Annotated in this window: 10 protein-coding genes; 6 read left to right on the top strand and 4 right to left on the bottom strand. The window is 69.2% G+C overall.

Going from position 1 to position 13,513, the window contains the following annotated elements; genetic code table 11:
* Positions 1–244: 244 nt before the first annotated feature.
* The 4 genes from NR810_RS40705 to NR810_RS40690 all read left to right on the top strand — a co-directional run bounded on the left by NR810_RS40705 (position 245) and on the right by NR810_RS40690 (position 5,135).
* Positions 245–2,212 carry a serine/threonine protein kinase gene (locus NR810_RS40705; RefSeq protein WP_257460538.1) on the top strand — a complete coding sequence of 656 codons (1,968 nt, stop codon included), beginning with the start codon at positions 245–247 and terminating at the stop codon, positions 2,210–2,212.
* Positions 2,213–2,320: 108 nt separating this feature from the next.
* Positions 2,321–3,262 (top strand): DUF2381 family protein, encoded by a 942-nt coding sequence (locus NR810_RS40700; protein WP_257460536.1) that lies wholly within the window; start codon positions 2,321–2,323, stop codon positions 3,260–3,262.
* 242 nt (positions 3,263–3,504) lie between these two features.
* Entirely contained in the window at positions 3,505–4,665 is a 1,161-nt protein-coding gene (locus tag NR810_RS40695; RefSeq protein ID WP_257460534.1) for a serine/threonine protein kinase, read from the top strand.
* A gap of 8 nt (positions 4,666–4,673) precedes the next feature.
* Complete coding sequence (locus NR810_RS40690) at positions 4,674–5,135, top strand: helix-turn-helix domain-containing protein (RefSeq protein ID WP_257460532.1); 462 nt, start codon at positions 4,674–4,676, stop codon at positions 5,133–5,135.
* On the opposite strand, the gene NR810_RS40685 is transcribed toward NR810_RS40690, so the two are convergent.
* From NR810_RS40685 to NR810_RS40670, 4 genes are all read right to left on the bottom strand, one after another.
* The gene (locus NR810_RS40685; RefSeq protein ID WP_257460530.1) at positions 5,125–5,496 is read right to left on the bottom strand and encodes a helix-turn-helix domain-containing protein; all 372 of its coding nucleotides are present in this window, start codon (positions 5,494–5,496) and stop codon (positions 5,125–5,127) included. The two genes, NR810_RS40690 and NR810_RS40685, sit on opposite strands and share 11 nt — an antisense overlap.
* Before the next feature lie 201 nt (positions 5,497–5,697).
* A complete protein-coding gene (locus tag NR810_RS40680; RefSeq protein WP_257460529.1) occupies positions 5,698–6,393 on the bottom strand; it encodes a hypothetical protein in 696 nt (231 codons plus the stop codon).
* 400 nt (positions 6,394–6,793) lie between these two features.
* Positions 6,794–7,558: a Stp1/IreP family PP2C-type Ser/Thr phosphatase gene (locus NR810_RS40675; protein WP_257460528.1), complete on the bottom strand. Its 765-nt coding sequence runs from the start codon at positions 7,556–7,558 to the stop codon at positions 6,794–6,796.
* Positions 7,559–7,682: 124 nt separating this feature from the next.
* Positions 7,683–8,039, bottom strand: coding sequence for a DUF192 domain-containing protein (locus NR810_RS40670; protein WP_257460527.1), 357 nt, complete (start codon positions 8,037–8,039; stop codon positions 7,683–7,685).
* 18 nt (positions 8,040–8,057) lie between these two features.
* Here NR810_RS40670 and NR810_RS40665 point away from each other — a divergent pair, with 18 nt between their 5' ends.
* Both NR810_RS40665 and NR810_RS40660 read left to right on the top strand, forming a co-directional pair.
* Positions 8,058–8,561, top strand: coding sequence for a tRNA (cytidine(34)-2'-O)-methyltransferase (locus NR810_RS40665; protein ID WP_257460526.1), 504 nt, complete (start codon positions 8,058–8,060; stop codon positions 8,559–8,561).
* Positions 8,562–8,594: 33 nt separating this feature from the next.
* Positions 8,595–13,421 (top strand): J domain-containing protein, encoded by a 4,827-nt coding sequence (locus tag NR810_RS40660; RefSeq protein WP_257460525.1) that lies wholly within the window; start codon positions 8,595–8,597, stop codon positions 13,419–13,421.
* Positions 13,422–13,513: the final 92 nt, after the last annotated feature.

Here is a 13,513-nt window from a genome sequence, read left to right as displayed (position 1 = left end):
TTCCCAGCCGGTACCCGTGAGTGCCTCGGCCTCGTGGCCGAGGACATGGGGATTCGATGTAGTCGACTACATCGAGTGTGGTATTGAAACCTACATTTGATGTGGTCGACTACATCAATTGGCCTGCTGGGCACCCATCTCGCCGAGCCGTGGACTCCGGTCTGTTAGCCTCCCCACTCCGGAGGTTCAACGCCATGACCGGACTTCTTTCGTTACTGCCCGCCGCCGTCGCTGGAGGAGCCTCGTGAGGTCCGGACCCGGGAAGGAAGTGGTACGACCTGGCGCGCTGGTGGGCGGGTACCGCATCGACAGCAAGTTGGGCAGTGGGGGCTTCGGCAAGGTGTACCTGGCGCGGCGGGATGGGCGCCTCTTCGCGCTCAAGTTCATCCACCTGGAGCGCGTGGGGGAATGGGGCTGGCGCGAACTGCTCATCCTCATGCGTCACCACTGGCCCAACGTGGTGAGGCTGCTGAGCCACTTTCAGTGGCCAGAGGAAGCAACCGAGTACCTGGTGCTCGTCATGGAGTACGTGCCGGGCCGTACCCTGAGCCAGTGGGCCCAGGAGGAGAATCCGTGCGCTCGGGACATCGCCGGCAAGATGCTGACGCTGGCCCGCGTGCTCGACAAGGTGCACGCCGCCGGGGTGCTGCACCGCGACCTCAAGGACGACAACGTGCTGGTGCGTCAGGGGGACGGGGAGCCGGTGCTGGTGGACTTTGGCGCAGGAGCCATGTCCGGCGCCCCGCGCGTCACGCGCGGCGTCCTGGCTCCGGGCGACCTGCGCTTTCGCAGCCCCGAGTCCGTTGCCTTCTTCCTCAGCCAGGAGCGAAGGCCGGAGGAATGCTACCTCTACTCGCCAGCGGACGAACTGTATGCGCTGGGCGTCATCTTCTACGCACTGCTCACCGCCAGCTACCCCATTGATGGGGATGACCAGGTGATGTTGGGGGAGATTGTCTCGCGCAGACCCACGGAGCCGCACGAGATGAACGGCCGGGTGCCGCGAGCGCTCAGCGCCCTCTGCATGCGGCTGCTGGAGAAGGAGCCGGAGGCGCGCCCGCGCACCGCCGGGGTTCTGGCCGAGGCCCTGGAGGCGGCGCTGAAGGAAGCGAGAGGGGATGCGAGTTGGGACGTGCCGCTGTGCTACGGCTGGGACGCGAACGGGGCCAGCACCGAGCAGGAGCCGGAACTGGTGGACAAGTCGCTCGTGCCCTGGATGCGCAGATGGGTAGGGGAGAAGCCTCGGCGGGGCAAGCGCCCGGAGCTCGTCCTCCCGCCGGCCACTCCGGTGACGGTGTCCGCTCCGGGCATGCTCTGGCCCCTGGCCGCCGTTCGCTGGATGGATGTGCTGGCGTCCTCGCTGAAGGCGGCCGTGCTGCTGGGCGTGTTGCTGCTGGCGGGCCTGGGGGTGGAGGAGCTCATGCGGCGCCTGAGTCCAGCGCCTCCCGCGCCACCCATCACGCCTCCCGGCCTGCCGGGGCCTGCGTTCCGCCCACCTGTAGGGTTTCCCTGGGAGGTCCCCTCCTGGATGGCCGGGTCTGGCGGCGAAGTGGCGCCCCCTTGGAAGCGGCCGGAAGCTGACGGAGCCGCGGCTCCACTGGTGGAGTCGACCCCCGCGGCCGCCGCTTCGCCCGCGGCGTCCGGAAAGGACACAGCCCCCGTGAAGAAGCAGCAGCGGCAGAAGACGAACAGCCCCCAGCGGGAAACACAGTCCAGGAGCGCGGGGGCCGCCGCGCGCAACGCGTGCCTGGGCCTCACGGGAGCCGCCCTGCAGGCCTGTCTCAGTGCGCAGCAGCAGGTGCCACCGGTGCGCCGGGAGCCTCCACGCCTGGAGTGCCCCGCCGGGGCCGTGGAGACCATGACCCGCACGCTCGGCCTGCGCATCGGCCAGGTCCACGTCGCCGACTGGTCCGATGTGCGGGGCAGAGCCGTTTCCGTGCGTGAGGATACCCCGCTCCGATTGGGCGGTGCCTTGGGGGAGAAGCTGCCCCACAAGACCGTCCTCTACGGGCGGCTCTACCTCGGGGAGAAGCGCGTGTACGGCCTCTTCACCGAGGCTCGCACGCCTACTGGAGAGACGTACAAGGTCTGCATACGACTGTACGAATGGCAAGGCGGGCCTGGCTTGCCCTTCGACCCCGGCAGCACGCCTGAGAACATGGTGGTCGCTCCTGTTGCGGCCGTGCAGGTCGTGGACCACTTCGAAGAATAGAGTTGGCGGGGCCGCTGTCCCGAGCGAGCTGCCATGCACTACCGGGTGGGAAGTGTGGTAGAGGCCCACTTTTGCGGTCTCATCCACGTCCCTGGAGGTTCCTGCCCTGTGTTCGCCCCGTCCTCCGCCGCCCTCCTGGGTCTCGTCTTGCTCGCCGCACCCGCTGGTGCCGCCGAGCGGACCCCATTCCCCACCTGCGAGACGGGCACCCGTCACATCGAACTGGAAGCGGATGCTCCTGACATCCCCTCGGAGGTGTGCATCCACCCGCAGCTGTCCACCAACCTGTTCTTCGACTCGAAGCTGGCACGTGTGGAACTGGCCGCGCGGGAGCGGTTCCGGGTGATAGAGGGGGACTTCGGCCTCACGCTCGTTCCCTCGGAATCGCTTCACGATGGGGAGCGCGTGCCGGTGACAGTCCACTTCCAGGACGGCGCGGCCCCGGCGAGCGTCACCTTCCAACTGGTGGTGCATCCCTCCGAGGCCGAACGGCAGGTGGAGGTGACGCGCCACCCGCGGACGTTGGCCTCCTACCGGCAGGGCGAGCAGCAGGCGCGGGCGGAATCTCAACAGTGCCGGGAGGACAAGGCACGCCTCCAGGCCGAGTGCAGCGGGCAGGTGGGGCTCACGGGCCTCATCGCCCAGGAGCGCATGGGCAAAGGGGGCGTCGCCTATAAGGACCTCGGTCACGAAGTCACTTCACGTTCGGGCAACACCGTCACCAGCATGCACGCGAGCAGCTACCGCTCCGACACCTACCGCGAGGGCGAGAAAACCGGCGTGGTGCGGCTCGCCGTGGCGCAGGCATTGATAAATACCGGTAAGAGGCCCTGGACGCCCGCTGGTGCTGCGCTGGTGGGATTCAGGCGCACGAAATGGAAGGCGCTCAACGTCTGGCCAGGGGAGTCCATTCCGCCGGGGCTGATGCGCCAGGTCGTGGTGGAGGTGGAGGCGCCGGAGAGCGAGGCACGGGGCGCCTTCACCCTCGAGATGTGGGGCCAGGAAGACGCAGCCCGGATCGAGCTCTTCGATGGTGTGACCTTCCCGTAGGCCGTCACACGTCACGGCGTGGGCGTGACGGCTCTGCCTGACTCCAGGAGTTGTTCTGTTCTGAGAGGTTGAATCCGCACGCCAACCTGGACGGTCAGCCGGGACTTCCATTCCGCACCCCATCGTGTTACCTGAATGGGGCCTTGGTTTTTGTCAGGATACCTTTCCGGGTACATGGGGATTTCAAGGCTGGACATGTCCCCAACATCTCCGCCCGGTAGCCCCCTTCTCGGGAGTGAGCCATGAATACGCCGCCCAGCTCAGACTCCACCCTCCGCGTCCCGAGCCCTGGCTCCCTGCTCTTCGAGGGTCCCGAGTACCGTTACGAGTTTCTGCGTCGGCTGCTGAACCACGTGGACTACAGCCCGCTGGTGCTTGCCCGGCGAAAGCCGCTGACGGGGAGCGGCCCCGCCCGCACCGTCCTCCTGCGGCACGTGGTGATGCCACCCCGGTCGGAGCGGCGTCAGCGGGCCTTGGAGGAGGCGCGGCTCGCCGTGCACCTGCGCCACCCCCACATCGCCCGGGTCCACGGGTTGGAGGAGCACCAGGGCCGACCCTTCCTGGTGACGGAATTCATGCCGGGCTGCTTCCTCGACACGGCGGAGAGCACCTCGCTCGAGCGACTGGGCCACCCGCTGTCCCCGGCCTTCGCCTGTTACATCGCCGCCGCCGTGGCCGATGCACTCCATTACGCCTGGAGCCTCGAGGGTGAGGACGGCCAGTCACTGCACGTCGTTCACCGGGCCGTCAGTCCCATGGCAATCCGGCTGAGCCGCAAGGGGCAGGTCAAACTCACCGACTTCGGTGTGGCCTGGTCGCGGATGACCGGACGCGTCCACACCGCTCCCCGCGTGCTGCGGGCGGACGTCGCCTACGCCGCCCCGGAGGTGGTGCGCTTTCAGCCGCCGGATGGGCGGGCGGACCTCTACTCCCTGGGCATGGTGCTGCTGGAGATGCTCTCGGGCCAGTACCCGTTGGACCCGCCGGACGTGGCTCTGCCCCCGGATGAGTCCCTGGAGGTGGCTCGCTACAACGCCCACGTACGCACCGAGCGCACCAGCTGGGCCAGCGTGGGGGCACTGGCCGACCGCATCCTGCGCTTCGGCCCGGAGGACGTGGAGCGTATGGCCCAGGGGGTTCCGGGGCAGCTCAAGCGCATCCTCCACAAGGCGCTACGCGCCAGACCGGAGGACCGCTATCAGACGGGCGCCGAGCTGCGCGATGACCTGAGAGCGTACCTGCGCCTGGACGGTCCCTTCGGGCCCTCCGAGGCGGCGACGGAGCTGGCGTCCATTCTGCGCAAGAACCCCTCCCCCGACGAGACACTCGCATTTCCCTCCGAAAAGGGCGTCGTGCCCACACCGGAGGAGATGGCGGGTTGGAAGAAGAAGCCCCTGCACTAGCGGCCACCATGACGACCCCAAAGAGACACGAGGCGAAGGAGACAGTGGAGAGGACGCGGCTTCTCGTCCACTTGGGGGAGGTGCTGAGCGAGGCCCGGCGGGCCAGGGGCCTGACCCAGGCAGACGTGGCCGAGCGTGTGGGCATCGCCACTGAGGTGTACGGGCGGACGGAGCGCGGGCTGATGCTTCCCAGCGTGCCCACCCTGCGGCGGCTGTGCGGGATCCTCCGGCTGGATGCGAACCACGCCCTCGATCTGGCTGGCCATGACATGGCGGCCTGGTTGGCGGACGCCGCGCCCACTCAGGAGAACCCTCCCCTGATGCGCCGGCTGCTGCGCCACCTGCGTCACCTGGACGAGCCGCGGCTCGCCGTGGTCCACAACCTGGTGCTCGCCCTGGAGAAGCTCCCTTCCGGGAGCCAGCCCTCCGCTGGCGAAGAGGGGCGCGAGTCCCGACCGTTCACGTCGTGAGGTGGGAGTCGGCCGTCTCCAACAGCTTGCGCAGCAGCACCAACCTCTCCGGGGTCCAGCCACTCAGCAGGTGGATGATACGGCTCAGCTCCGGGTGCTCACCATCCGTGCGCGCGGCAGTGCCAGATGCTTGTGCCGGTTCACGGGGAGCCAGGGACAGCAGCGCGTCCGAGGAGATGCCGAGCGTCTCACACAAGCGCCGCAACGTGGGCACGCTGGGCGTCATGTGGCCGCGTTCCACCCGGCCGTAGACGCTCGAGCGCAGGCCCACCTTGGCAGCCACTTCCGCCTGCGTGAGACCCAACCGCAGCCGGGCGGCCCGGGCCGCCGCCCCCATGAGCCGTTGCAGCTTTTCGTCCATGCACACGGGTCTACCGCAAAGGTTGTGAATCCGCGACTGCGTATTCCAGCCAAGGTGAGCACTCGTTCCAGCTCAAGCCGAGCAGCCGTTCCGGCCGATGATGAGCGGCTCGTCAACGATGCTCAGGGGTGGTCTCTTCGCTGTAAGAGTCCGCCGTGCCCCGTCCAGATGGGGCACGGCGCCCCCCTCCCCGCGCTCACCTCACGTCAGTGGGAGCGGTGTTGCTTGCTCCGCCGCCAGGGTAGGCTCGGCGTTCATTCCGTCCTGGAGCGCCTGGATGAGGCGCTCCACCTCCGTCATCGGCACGTCCTGCAGGCTGACGAGCGTCTTGCCGCCCTTGCTGCGCGAGCTGAAGCGCACGTCGGCCACGCCCTCGAAGCTGCGGGTGATGCTGTCAGCGAAGAAGAGCAGACGCGCCTGGTCCGCCACGGGCACCCGCACCGGGGGCGGGTTCCGCTTGGCGCGCGTGGCCCGCTCCAGCTCGTCCACGCTGCAGTCGGAGAAGGGCTTCGCCACCACCTTGCCGTCATCCTGCGGCACGTCGATGCTCAGGGCGCCCGGGTCCGCCGGCAGCAGCGTGTTGGTCACCTCCACGTAGCGGAGGAGCTCCCGCAGGTTGCTCATGCCGTACTGCGTGCAGATGGCCTCCGTGAAGCTGCGGGCCACGGTGCCGTAGTTGCTCATCGTGGCCTTCGAAATGGCCTTCACGTGTTGGCTGAAGTACTCCTGCGCGCTCCTGTACCCGGCGGACTCGGCCATCCGCTTGTCCATGACGTGGTTGTAGAGCGTACCGATCTGGTGTGCGCTGGTGCTGCCCTGCTTCGCCAGCGCATTCAGGGTGTCGCGGATTTGATCGAGCGTCAGGTCAATGCCAACGGTCGTCATCGTCTTGTTCATTGCTGTCCCCCTCTTGAATCCAAGAGTGTGGTTGTGTCTGTGTTTCCACCGCTGGAACTGCATTGCGGCCAACAGTCGCAGTGCACTCGGCGGACCAAAGACAGACAGCATTCGTTTCAAGAGGTTGTGAATCGGGCTCGCGCGAGAGACATCCACGTGAGAGACGGGACCGTCCAGCAGGCGAGATGAACAGCGCCTGTCATGAGACGATTCGATGTAGTCGACTACATTTTGTGTGGCATGAAAGCCTACGTTCGATGTAGTCAACTACATCAAATCGTGGCCCTGTCTTGGTCGATGGGCCTGCGAACGTGAGGAACCCTCTTGGGTCCAATACCCTCACCCCGTCCCTCTCCCAAAGGGAGAGGGGCAGACCCGGGTCACCTCACGGCGGTAGTTCTCAGTTGGCGTGGTAGCGCGCCAGCACGCAGGTGACGTTGTCGTTGCCGCCCGCCGCGTTCGCCAGGTCGATCAGCTGCGAGCACGCCTTGTCCAGCTCCATCGTGCGCGCCAGGATCTCCTGCATCTGCGGGTCCGTCACCATGCCCGACAGCCCGTCCGAGCACAGCAGGAACACGTCCCCTTCCTGCGGCTCCACCTTCGCCACGTCCACCTGCACCGTCTCCTTCATCCCCAGTGCCCGGACGATGACGTTCTTGTGCGGGAAGTTCTCGATCTCCTCCGGCGAGAGCTTCTTCGCCTTGAGGTAGTCGTTGAGCAGCGAGTGGTCCTCCGTCACCTGCTTCAGCACGCCCTGCCTGAAGAAGTACACCCGGCTGTCACCCACGTGCCCCACGTACGCCGTGTCGTTGATGAAGTGCAGCGAGACGATCGTCGTCCCCATGCCCTTGTACTTCGTGTCCGTACACGCCTTCTCGTAGATGCTCTTGTTGGCCAGCTTGATGCCCGTGGCCAGCCGGTTCTCGTCGTAGTTGCGCGCCTTGTCCATCTTGAACGGCCAGGTCACGTCCTGGTCGCGCGCCGTCATCCGGAAGAACTCGGCCAGCTCGTCCACGGCGATCTTCGAGGCAATCTCCCCGGACGAATGGCCGCCCATTCCGTCGGCGACACAGCACAGGTTCTCGTCGGACAGAATGAGGTAGTTGTCCTCATTGTGGTTCCGCTTCATCCCGACGTGGGTGGTGCCAGCAACCTCGATGCGCATGCTGCGGAGTCTCCAACGTGTCCAGGATGTCCCTTGGACGAGAGGGGCAGGTTAACAAAGCGTCGCGAAAGGGGTCAAAACCCCAGGAGCCCGGAAGGTTGGCCTCTTTACGGCCATGGGGGGGTCAAGGGACAGCTTCGAATGCAAGCCGGTCCCCTTCCTGGGTGCCGCTCGCCTGGAGCGTCCCGGCGGGCAGCTCCAGCACCGACTTCGCCTGGAAGTACATCGAGGTCGCCCGCCAGGGCGGCAGGGCCACGAATTGCTTGACGATCGTCCCCTCCGGGTCGAGGAAGGCCACGTCGATGGGAATGCGCATGAAGAAGGTGTGGATGGAGTTGCAGGGTACGATGTGCAGCCCCTCCCCGAAGGCCAGCGACCTCCGGCCCATCAACCCCACGAAGCGCTCCACGAACGACGTGGCCCGCTCCGCGCGGTCCGCCAGCAGGCGGTCTCGTGTCACATTGTTCACCCTCAGGCGCATGTCGCGCGTTCTACCTCAATGCTCCAGCCCCTGGCGCGTCCCTTCCACCTCGTCCTCGTCTCCCCCCAGATTCCCCCCAATACCGGCAACGTCGCCCGGCTGTGCGCCGTCACCGGCTGCCGGCTCATCCTCGTGGAGCCCCTGGGCTTCTCCATCGACGACCGCCACCTCAAGCGCGCCGGCCTGGACTACTGGGACAAGGTCTTCCTGAAGCTCTACCCGGACTTCGACGCCTACCTGGCCGAGTGGCCTGCCGCCAGGCGCTGGATGTTTTCCGCCCGCGCCGCTACATCCCTGTACGCCGCCCGCTTCGAGGAGGGGGACCACCTCGTCTTCGGCTCGGAGACGCAGGGGCTGCCCGGGGACATCCTCGCCGGGGGCTCGGGGACCCCCGTCACCATCCCCATGCTGCCCGAGCGCCGCAGCCTCAACCTGTCCACCTCCGTGGGCATCGCCGCCTACGAGGCCCTCCGGCAGGTCCAATTCGCCCCGGCGGGCGGGCGGGCAGGCACGCCGAGTTGAGAGGAGGGAAGGACGGACTACACTGCGGCTCGCATGCCCCCCTCGCAGGTCGCCGAAACGCTGTACTCCGCCCACAAGTCCCGTGCCACCGGCCGGCTCACGCTGCACGCCGGAGGGCGCCAGGCGCTCCTCTTCCTCCAATCCGGAGACCTGGTGGGGACGCAGCTCGGCTTCGGGTACCAGACGCCCGTGCAGGCTCTGCTTCAGGCCGGGCGCATCCGCCCCGAGATGCTGGATGCGCTGTGGGCCCGTGAGAGCGCGGGGACTCCCGATGAGGACCTGTTGGAGGAGCTCGGGCTGGCGCCGGAGGCGGTGGCCGAGCACCAGGTGCTCGCCGAGGTGCGGCGGCTGAGTCAGCTCGCCGAGCGCGCCGCCTTCGAGGAGGGAGGGGTGGAGGAGATGTTCCGCCCCATCGCGGGGACGCGCGTCGTCCGTGCCGCCCTGGAGCCCGCGGGCGCCGAGGCCCCCGAGCCTCGCATGTACCGCTGTGAGAACGCGGGGGCGTGCACCCCGTGGGTGGCCAGTGCGGAGGAGATGGCGCTGCTCCTGAGGCTGGCGGACTTCCAACGGTTGGAGGGGCTGACGCCCGCCCAGGAAGTGCTGTTCCACGTTCTCGAGCGTGAGGGGCTCGTCGAGTCGCTGTCCATCGAGGCGTGGGAGGCCCGCGAGCGGGACCGGCGCGAGGAGGAGGCCCGGCGACAGGCGGAAGAAGAGGCCCGGCGCGCCGAGGAAGCCCGGTTGGCCGAAGAGGCCCGGCGCCGCGCGGAAGAAGAGGCGCGGCTGGCGGAAGAGGCGCGGCTGGCGGAAGAGGCGCGGCTGGCGGAAGAGGCGCGGCTGGCGGAAGAGGCACGACTGGCGGAAGAGGCACGACTGGCGGAAGAGGCGCGGTTGGCTGAGGAGGCTCGCCTCGCGGAAGAAGCCAGACTCGCCGAAGAGGCACGGCTCGCCGAGGAAGAAGCGCGTCGGGCTGCCGAGGAAGAGGCGCGGTTGGCCGAGGAGGCTCGCCGCGCGGAAGAGGCCCGGCGCCGCGCGGAAGAAGAGGCGCGGTTGGCCGAGGAGGCGCGGCTGGCCGAGGAGGCGCGGCTGGCCGAAGAGGCCCGGTTGGCCGAGGAGGCTCGCCGCGCGGAAGAGGCGCGACTGGCCGAAGAGGCCAGGCTCCGTGCGGAAGAAGAGGCACGCCGCGCGGAAGAGGCGCGGCTGGCCGAGGAGGCCAGGCTCCGTGCGGAAGAAGAGGCACGCCGCGCGGAAGAGGCGCGGCTGGCCGAGGAGGCTCGCCTCGCGGAAGAAGCCAGACTCGCTGAAGAGGCTCGGTTGGCCGAAGAGGCTCGGTTGGCCGAAGAGGCGCGACTGGCCGAAGAGGCGCGACTGGCCGAAGAGGCCCGGCTCCGTGCGGAGGAGGAAGCACGCCTGGCGGAGGAGGCCCGACGTGCCGAAGAGGAACGGCTGGCGGAGGAGGCACGGCTAGCCGAAGAGGCCCGCCGTGCTGAGGAAGCCAGACTCGCCGAAGAGGCACGGCTCGCCGAGGAAGAAGCGCGTCGGGCTGCCGAGGAAGAGGCTCGGTTGGCCGAGGAGGCGCGTCGAGCTGCGGAAGAAGAAGCACGCCGTGCGGAAGAAGCACGCCGTGCGGAAGAGGCACGCCGTGCGGAAGAGGCGCGACTGGCCGAAGAGGCCCGCCTCGCCGAAGAGGCTCGTCGTGCCGAGGAGGAGGCGGCCCGGCTGGCTGAAGAGATTCGGTTGGCCGAGGAGGCGCGGCTGGTGGAGGAGGCCCGTCGCGCGGAAGAGGCGCGGCTGGCCGAGGAGGCTCGACTCCGAGCCGAGGAGGAAGCGCGGTTGGCCGAGGAGGCCCGTCGCGCGGAAGAGGCGCGTCTTGCCGCTGAAGAGGAGGCGCGACTCGCCGAGGAGGCGCGACTCGCCGAGGAGGCGCGGCTCCGAGCCGAGGAAGAAGCCCGACAGGTCGAGGAAGCCCGTCGCGCGGAAGAGGCGCGGCTGGCGGAGGAGGTGCGGCTCCGAGCCGAGGAGGAGGCGCGACTCGCCGAGGATGCGCGGCTGGCCGAAGAGGCACAGCTAGCGGAGGAGGCCCGGCTTCGAGCCGAGGAGGAGGCGCGTCTCGCTGAGGAAGCGCGGCTGGCCGAAGAGGCACGTCTCGCCGAGGAGGCCCGGCTCCGAGCCGAGGAGGAGGCACGTCTCGCCGAGGAGGCCCGGCTCCGAGCCGAGGAGGAGGCGCGTCTCGCTGAGGAATCGCGGCTGGCGGAGGAGGCCCGGCTCCGTGCCGAAGAGGAGGCGCGACTGGCCGAGGAAGCCCGCTTGGCCGAAGAGGCGCGACTGGCCGAGGAGGCCCGGCTCCGAGCTGAGGAGGAGGCGCGTCTTGCGGAAGAGGCGCGTCTCGCCGAGGAGGCCCGGCTGGCCGAAGAGGCTCGCCGCGTGGAAGAGGCTCGCCGCGTGGAAGAGGCTCGTCGGGCCGAGGCAGCTCGTCTCGCTGAGGAGCGTCGCCGTGCGGAAGCGGCGCGGCTGGCGGAGGAGGCCCGGCTCCGAGCCGAGGAGGAGGCTCGACGGGCCGAGGCGGCGCGACTGGCGGAAGAGGCGCGGCTGGCGGAAGAGGCGCGGCTGGCGGAAGAGGCGCGGCTGGTGGAAGAGGCGCGGCTGGCGGAAGAGGCGCGGCTGGCGGAAGAGGCGCGGCTGGCGGAAGAGGCGCGGCTGGCGGAAGAGGCGCGGCTGGCGGAAGAGGCGCGGCTGGCGGAAGAGGCTCGGGTCGCCGAGGAAGCCCGGCTGGCCGAAGAGGCTCGCCGCGCGGAAGAGGTTCGTCGGGCCGAGGCAGCTCGTCTCGCCGAGGAGCGCCGCCGTGCGGAAGCGGCTCGACATGCCGAAGAGGCTCGCAGGGCCGAGGCCGCGCGCCTCGCGGAAGAGGCTCGCCGCGTAGAGGCGTCACGCCTCATCGAGCAGCGGCGTCTCGCCGAGGTCTCCCAGTTGTCGGACGTGGCTCGCATCGCCGAGGCGGCCGAACTGCAGGACGGAGAATTGATCCTCGGCTCCGCTCCCGCCGAGGCGAGCACACAGCCCGTTACCGGAGCCGAGAACTCCCTCTCCGAAGTCATGTCCACCCCCGAGGCGTGGTTCGACGCGTTCCCGGGTGACGCGGAGTTGCCCGCGCAGGAGGACACGAACGCGCTCCGTCTGGCGCGCGAGCAGGCCAATGCCGCGTCGCTCCGGGACATGCAGGAGGCCCAGCGGCGCGCCGGGTCCGCTCCTCCAGAGTCATGGCTCGTCGACGAGCCCGCTCGACCCATCGCGCCTGCCATGCCCGCGGCTTCCGCTCCCCAGGAATCGGCGAACGAGTCAGGTGCCGATCTGAACTTCTGGGCGGATCTCTCGGGCCCCGAGTCCCAGCCGCCCGCCCCTGTCGTGCCCGCGCCCGTCGTCATGGCGCCCGCGATGCCGCCTCCGGCCGCGCGCCCGCCACCGCCCGCGGCACCGCCTCGGGCCGCCGTTCCCCCGGGGCTTCGTTCCCCCGCCGCCAGCACGCAGGCTCCGGCCGCTCCCGTTCCCCCGGGCCTGCGTTCTCCCGCCGCCAACACGGCCGCCCCCGCGGGCTCCGTTCCCCCCAACCTCTGGGCTCGCAACAGTGCGCCCGCTGCTCCCGCTCAGCCGCTCCGGCTGGGGCCGGATGCACCTCGCTCCTCGGGTGACGAGGACCTCTGGCGCATCGTCACCTTCGACAACGCCGGTGGTGAGGCCCCTGGCGACATCAACGCCTCGTTCGAGGCCGCGCTGCAGCAGGTCGATGCCCACCTGGAATCGCTCGTCCGCGCGGAGGTCCCCCAGTCCCCGGCTCCCATCGAGCCCGCTCCCCAGCCTCCGGTGTCTCCGGCGCCCGCCGCGCCCCCGGCCCCCGCCGCGCCCATGCCGCCTCCGGCCGTCACCACGGCCTCCTCGGTTCCGACGGTCGACTTCGACATGCCCGATTCGTGGGACGACCTGTCCCTCGATGAGAACGACCTGGCGGAGGATGTGTCCGACGAGGCGGCGAAGGTCCGCCGCCAGCGCCTGCTCCAGCGTGCCATGGAGATCGGGTCCCGCCCCGCGGCCGCTCCGCCAGCTCCCGGTGCGCCGGCTCCCGGTGCGCCGGCTCCGCTCAGTGACGAGCAGCTGCTCGCCCAGCAGATCGAGAAGCGCTACGCCGACGTGCAGGCCCATCGCGACCACTTCACGATGCTCGGCCTCCCCATCGGTCCGGATGTGAAGCGCGAGCAGGTGAAGACCGCGTTCCTCGGGCTCGCCAAGCGCTTCCACCCGGATCGTCTGCCTCCGGCGCTCTCCTCCCTGGCGCCCAAGATGACCGCCGTCTTCGACTCCATCCGCGGTGCCTACGAGGTCCTCTACGACGACACGAAGCGCGCGGCCTACCTCCAGGAGCTGCGCTCCATGGCCTCGGCGCAGGCGGCGAAGCCCGCTGGTGGCGGGGAAGCCAGCGATCTCTTCAAGATGGGAGAGGTCTTCTTCCGCAAGCGGGACTTCGCGTCCGCGGCCGACCACTTCGAGCGCGCCTACAACGTCGAGCCCAAGGCCGTGTACCTCGCCGCTCGCGCGTGGGCCATCTACATGGACCCCCAGCGCAAGGCCGACATCCCCAAGGCGAAGCAGATGATGGCCGAGGCGCTCAAGCGGGATCCCAACTGTGATCGGGCCCACTACCAGCTCGGGGTGATCTCGCGCGTCGAGGGCGACATGCTCCGCGCCGAGCGTCACTTCCGCGAGGCGGTGCGCGCCAACCCCAAGCACCTCGAGGCCAACCAGGAGCTGCGCCTCATCGAGATGCGCAAGAAGAATCCGCCCCCCAAGAAGGGCGGCGGTCTCTTCGGCTAACCCTCCGTTTCCATTGGCGCGGAGGGGAGGGGGTCACCAGGCGCATCGCCTGGCTGGCAGGGCCTCGGGCGAGGGGTCCGGGGTGAGTGGCG

The sequence above is a fragment of the Archangium lipolyticum genome (genome assembly GCF_024623785.1).
GTDB classification, from domain to species: domain Bacteria; phylum Myxococcota; class Myxococcia; order Myxococcales; family Myxococcaceae; genus Archangium; species Archangium lipolyticum.
This window is presented reverse-complemented; position numbering and strand designations above follow the sequence as displayed.

What these genes read in the sequence shown, in the direction of transcription:
- NR810_RS40690 (WP_257460532.1), top strand. Translation starts at nt 4,674, where the DNA reads ATGACGACCCCAAAGAGACACGAGGCGAAGGAGACAGTGGAGAGGACG.
- NR810_RS40670 (WP_257460527.1), bottom strand. Translation starts at nt 8,039, where the DNA reads ATGCGCCTGAGGGTGAACAATGTGACACGAGACCGCCTGCTGGCGGAC.
- NR810_RS40665 (WP_257460526.1), top strand. Translation starts at nt 8,058, where the DNA reads ATGCTCCAGCCCCTGGCGCGTCCCTTCCACCTCGTCCTCGTCTCCCCC.
- NR810_RS40675 (WP_257460528.1), bottom strand. Translation starts at nt 7,558, where the DNA reads ATGCGCATCGAGGTTGCTGGCACCACCCACGTCGGGATGAAGCGGAAC.
- NR810_RS40695 (WP_257460534.1), top strand. Translation starts at nt 3,505, where the DNA reads ATGAATACGCCGCCCAGCTCAGACTCCACCCTCCGCGTCCCGAGCCCT.
- NR810_RS40685 (WP_257460530.1), bottom strand. Translation starts at nt 5,496, where the DNA reads ATGGACGAAAAGCTGCAACGGCTCATGGGGGCGGCGGCCCGGGCCGCC.
- NR810_RS40680 (WP_257460529.1), bottom strand. Translation starts at nt 6,393, where the DNA reads ATGAACAAGACGATGACGACCGTTGGCATTGACCTGACGCTCGATCAA.
- NR810_RS40660 (WP_257460525.1), top strand. Translation starts at nt 8,595, where the DNA reads ATGCCCCCCTCGCAGGTCGCCGAAACGCTGTACTCCGCCCACAAGTCC.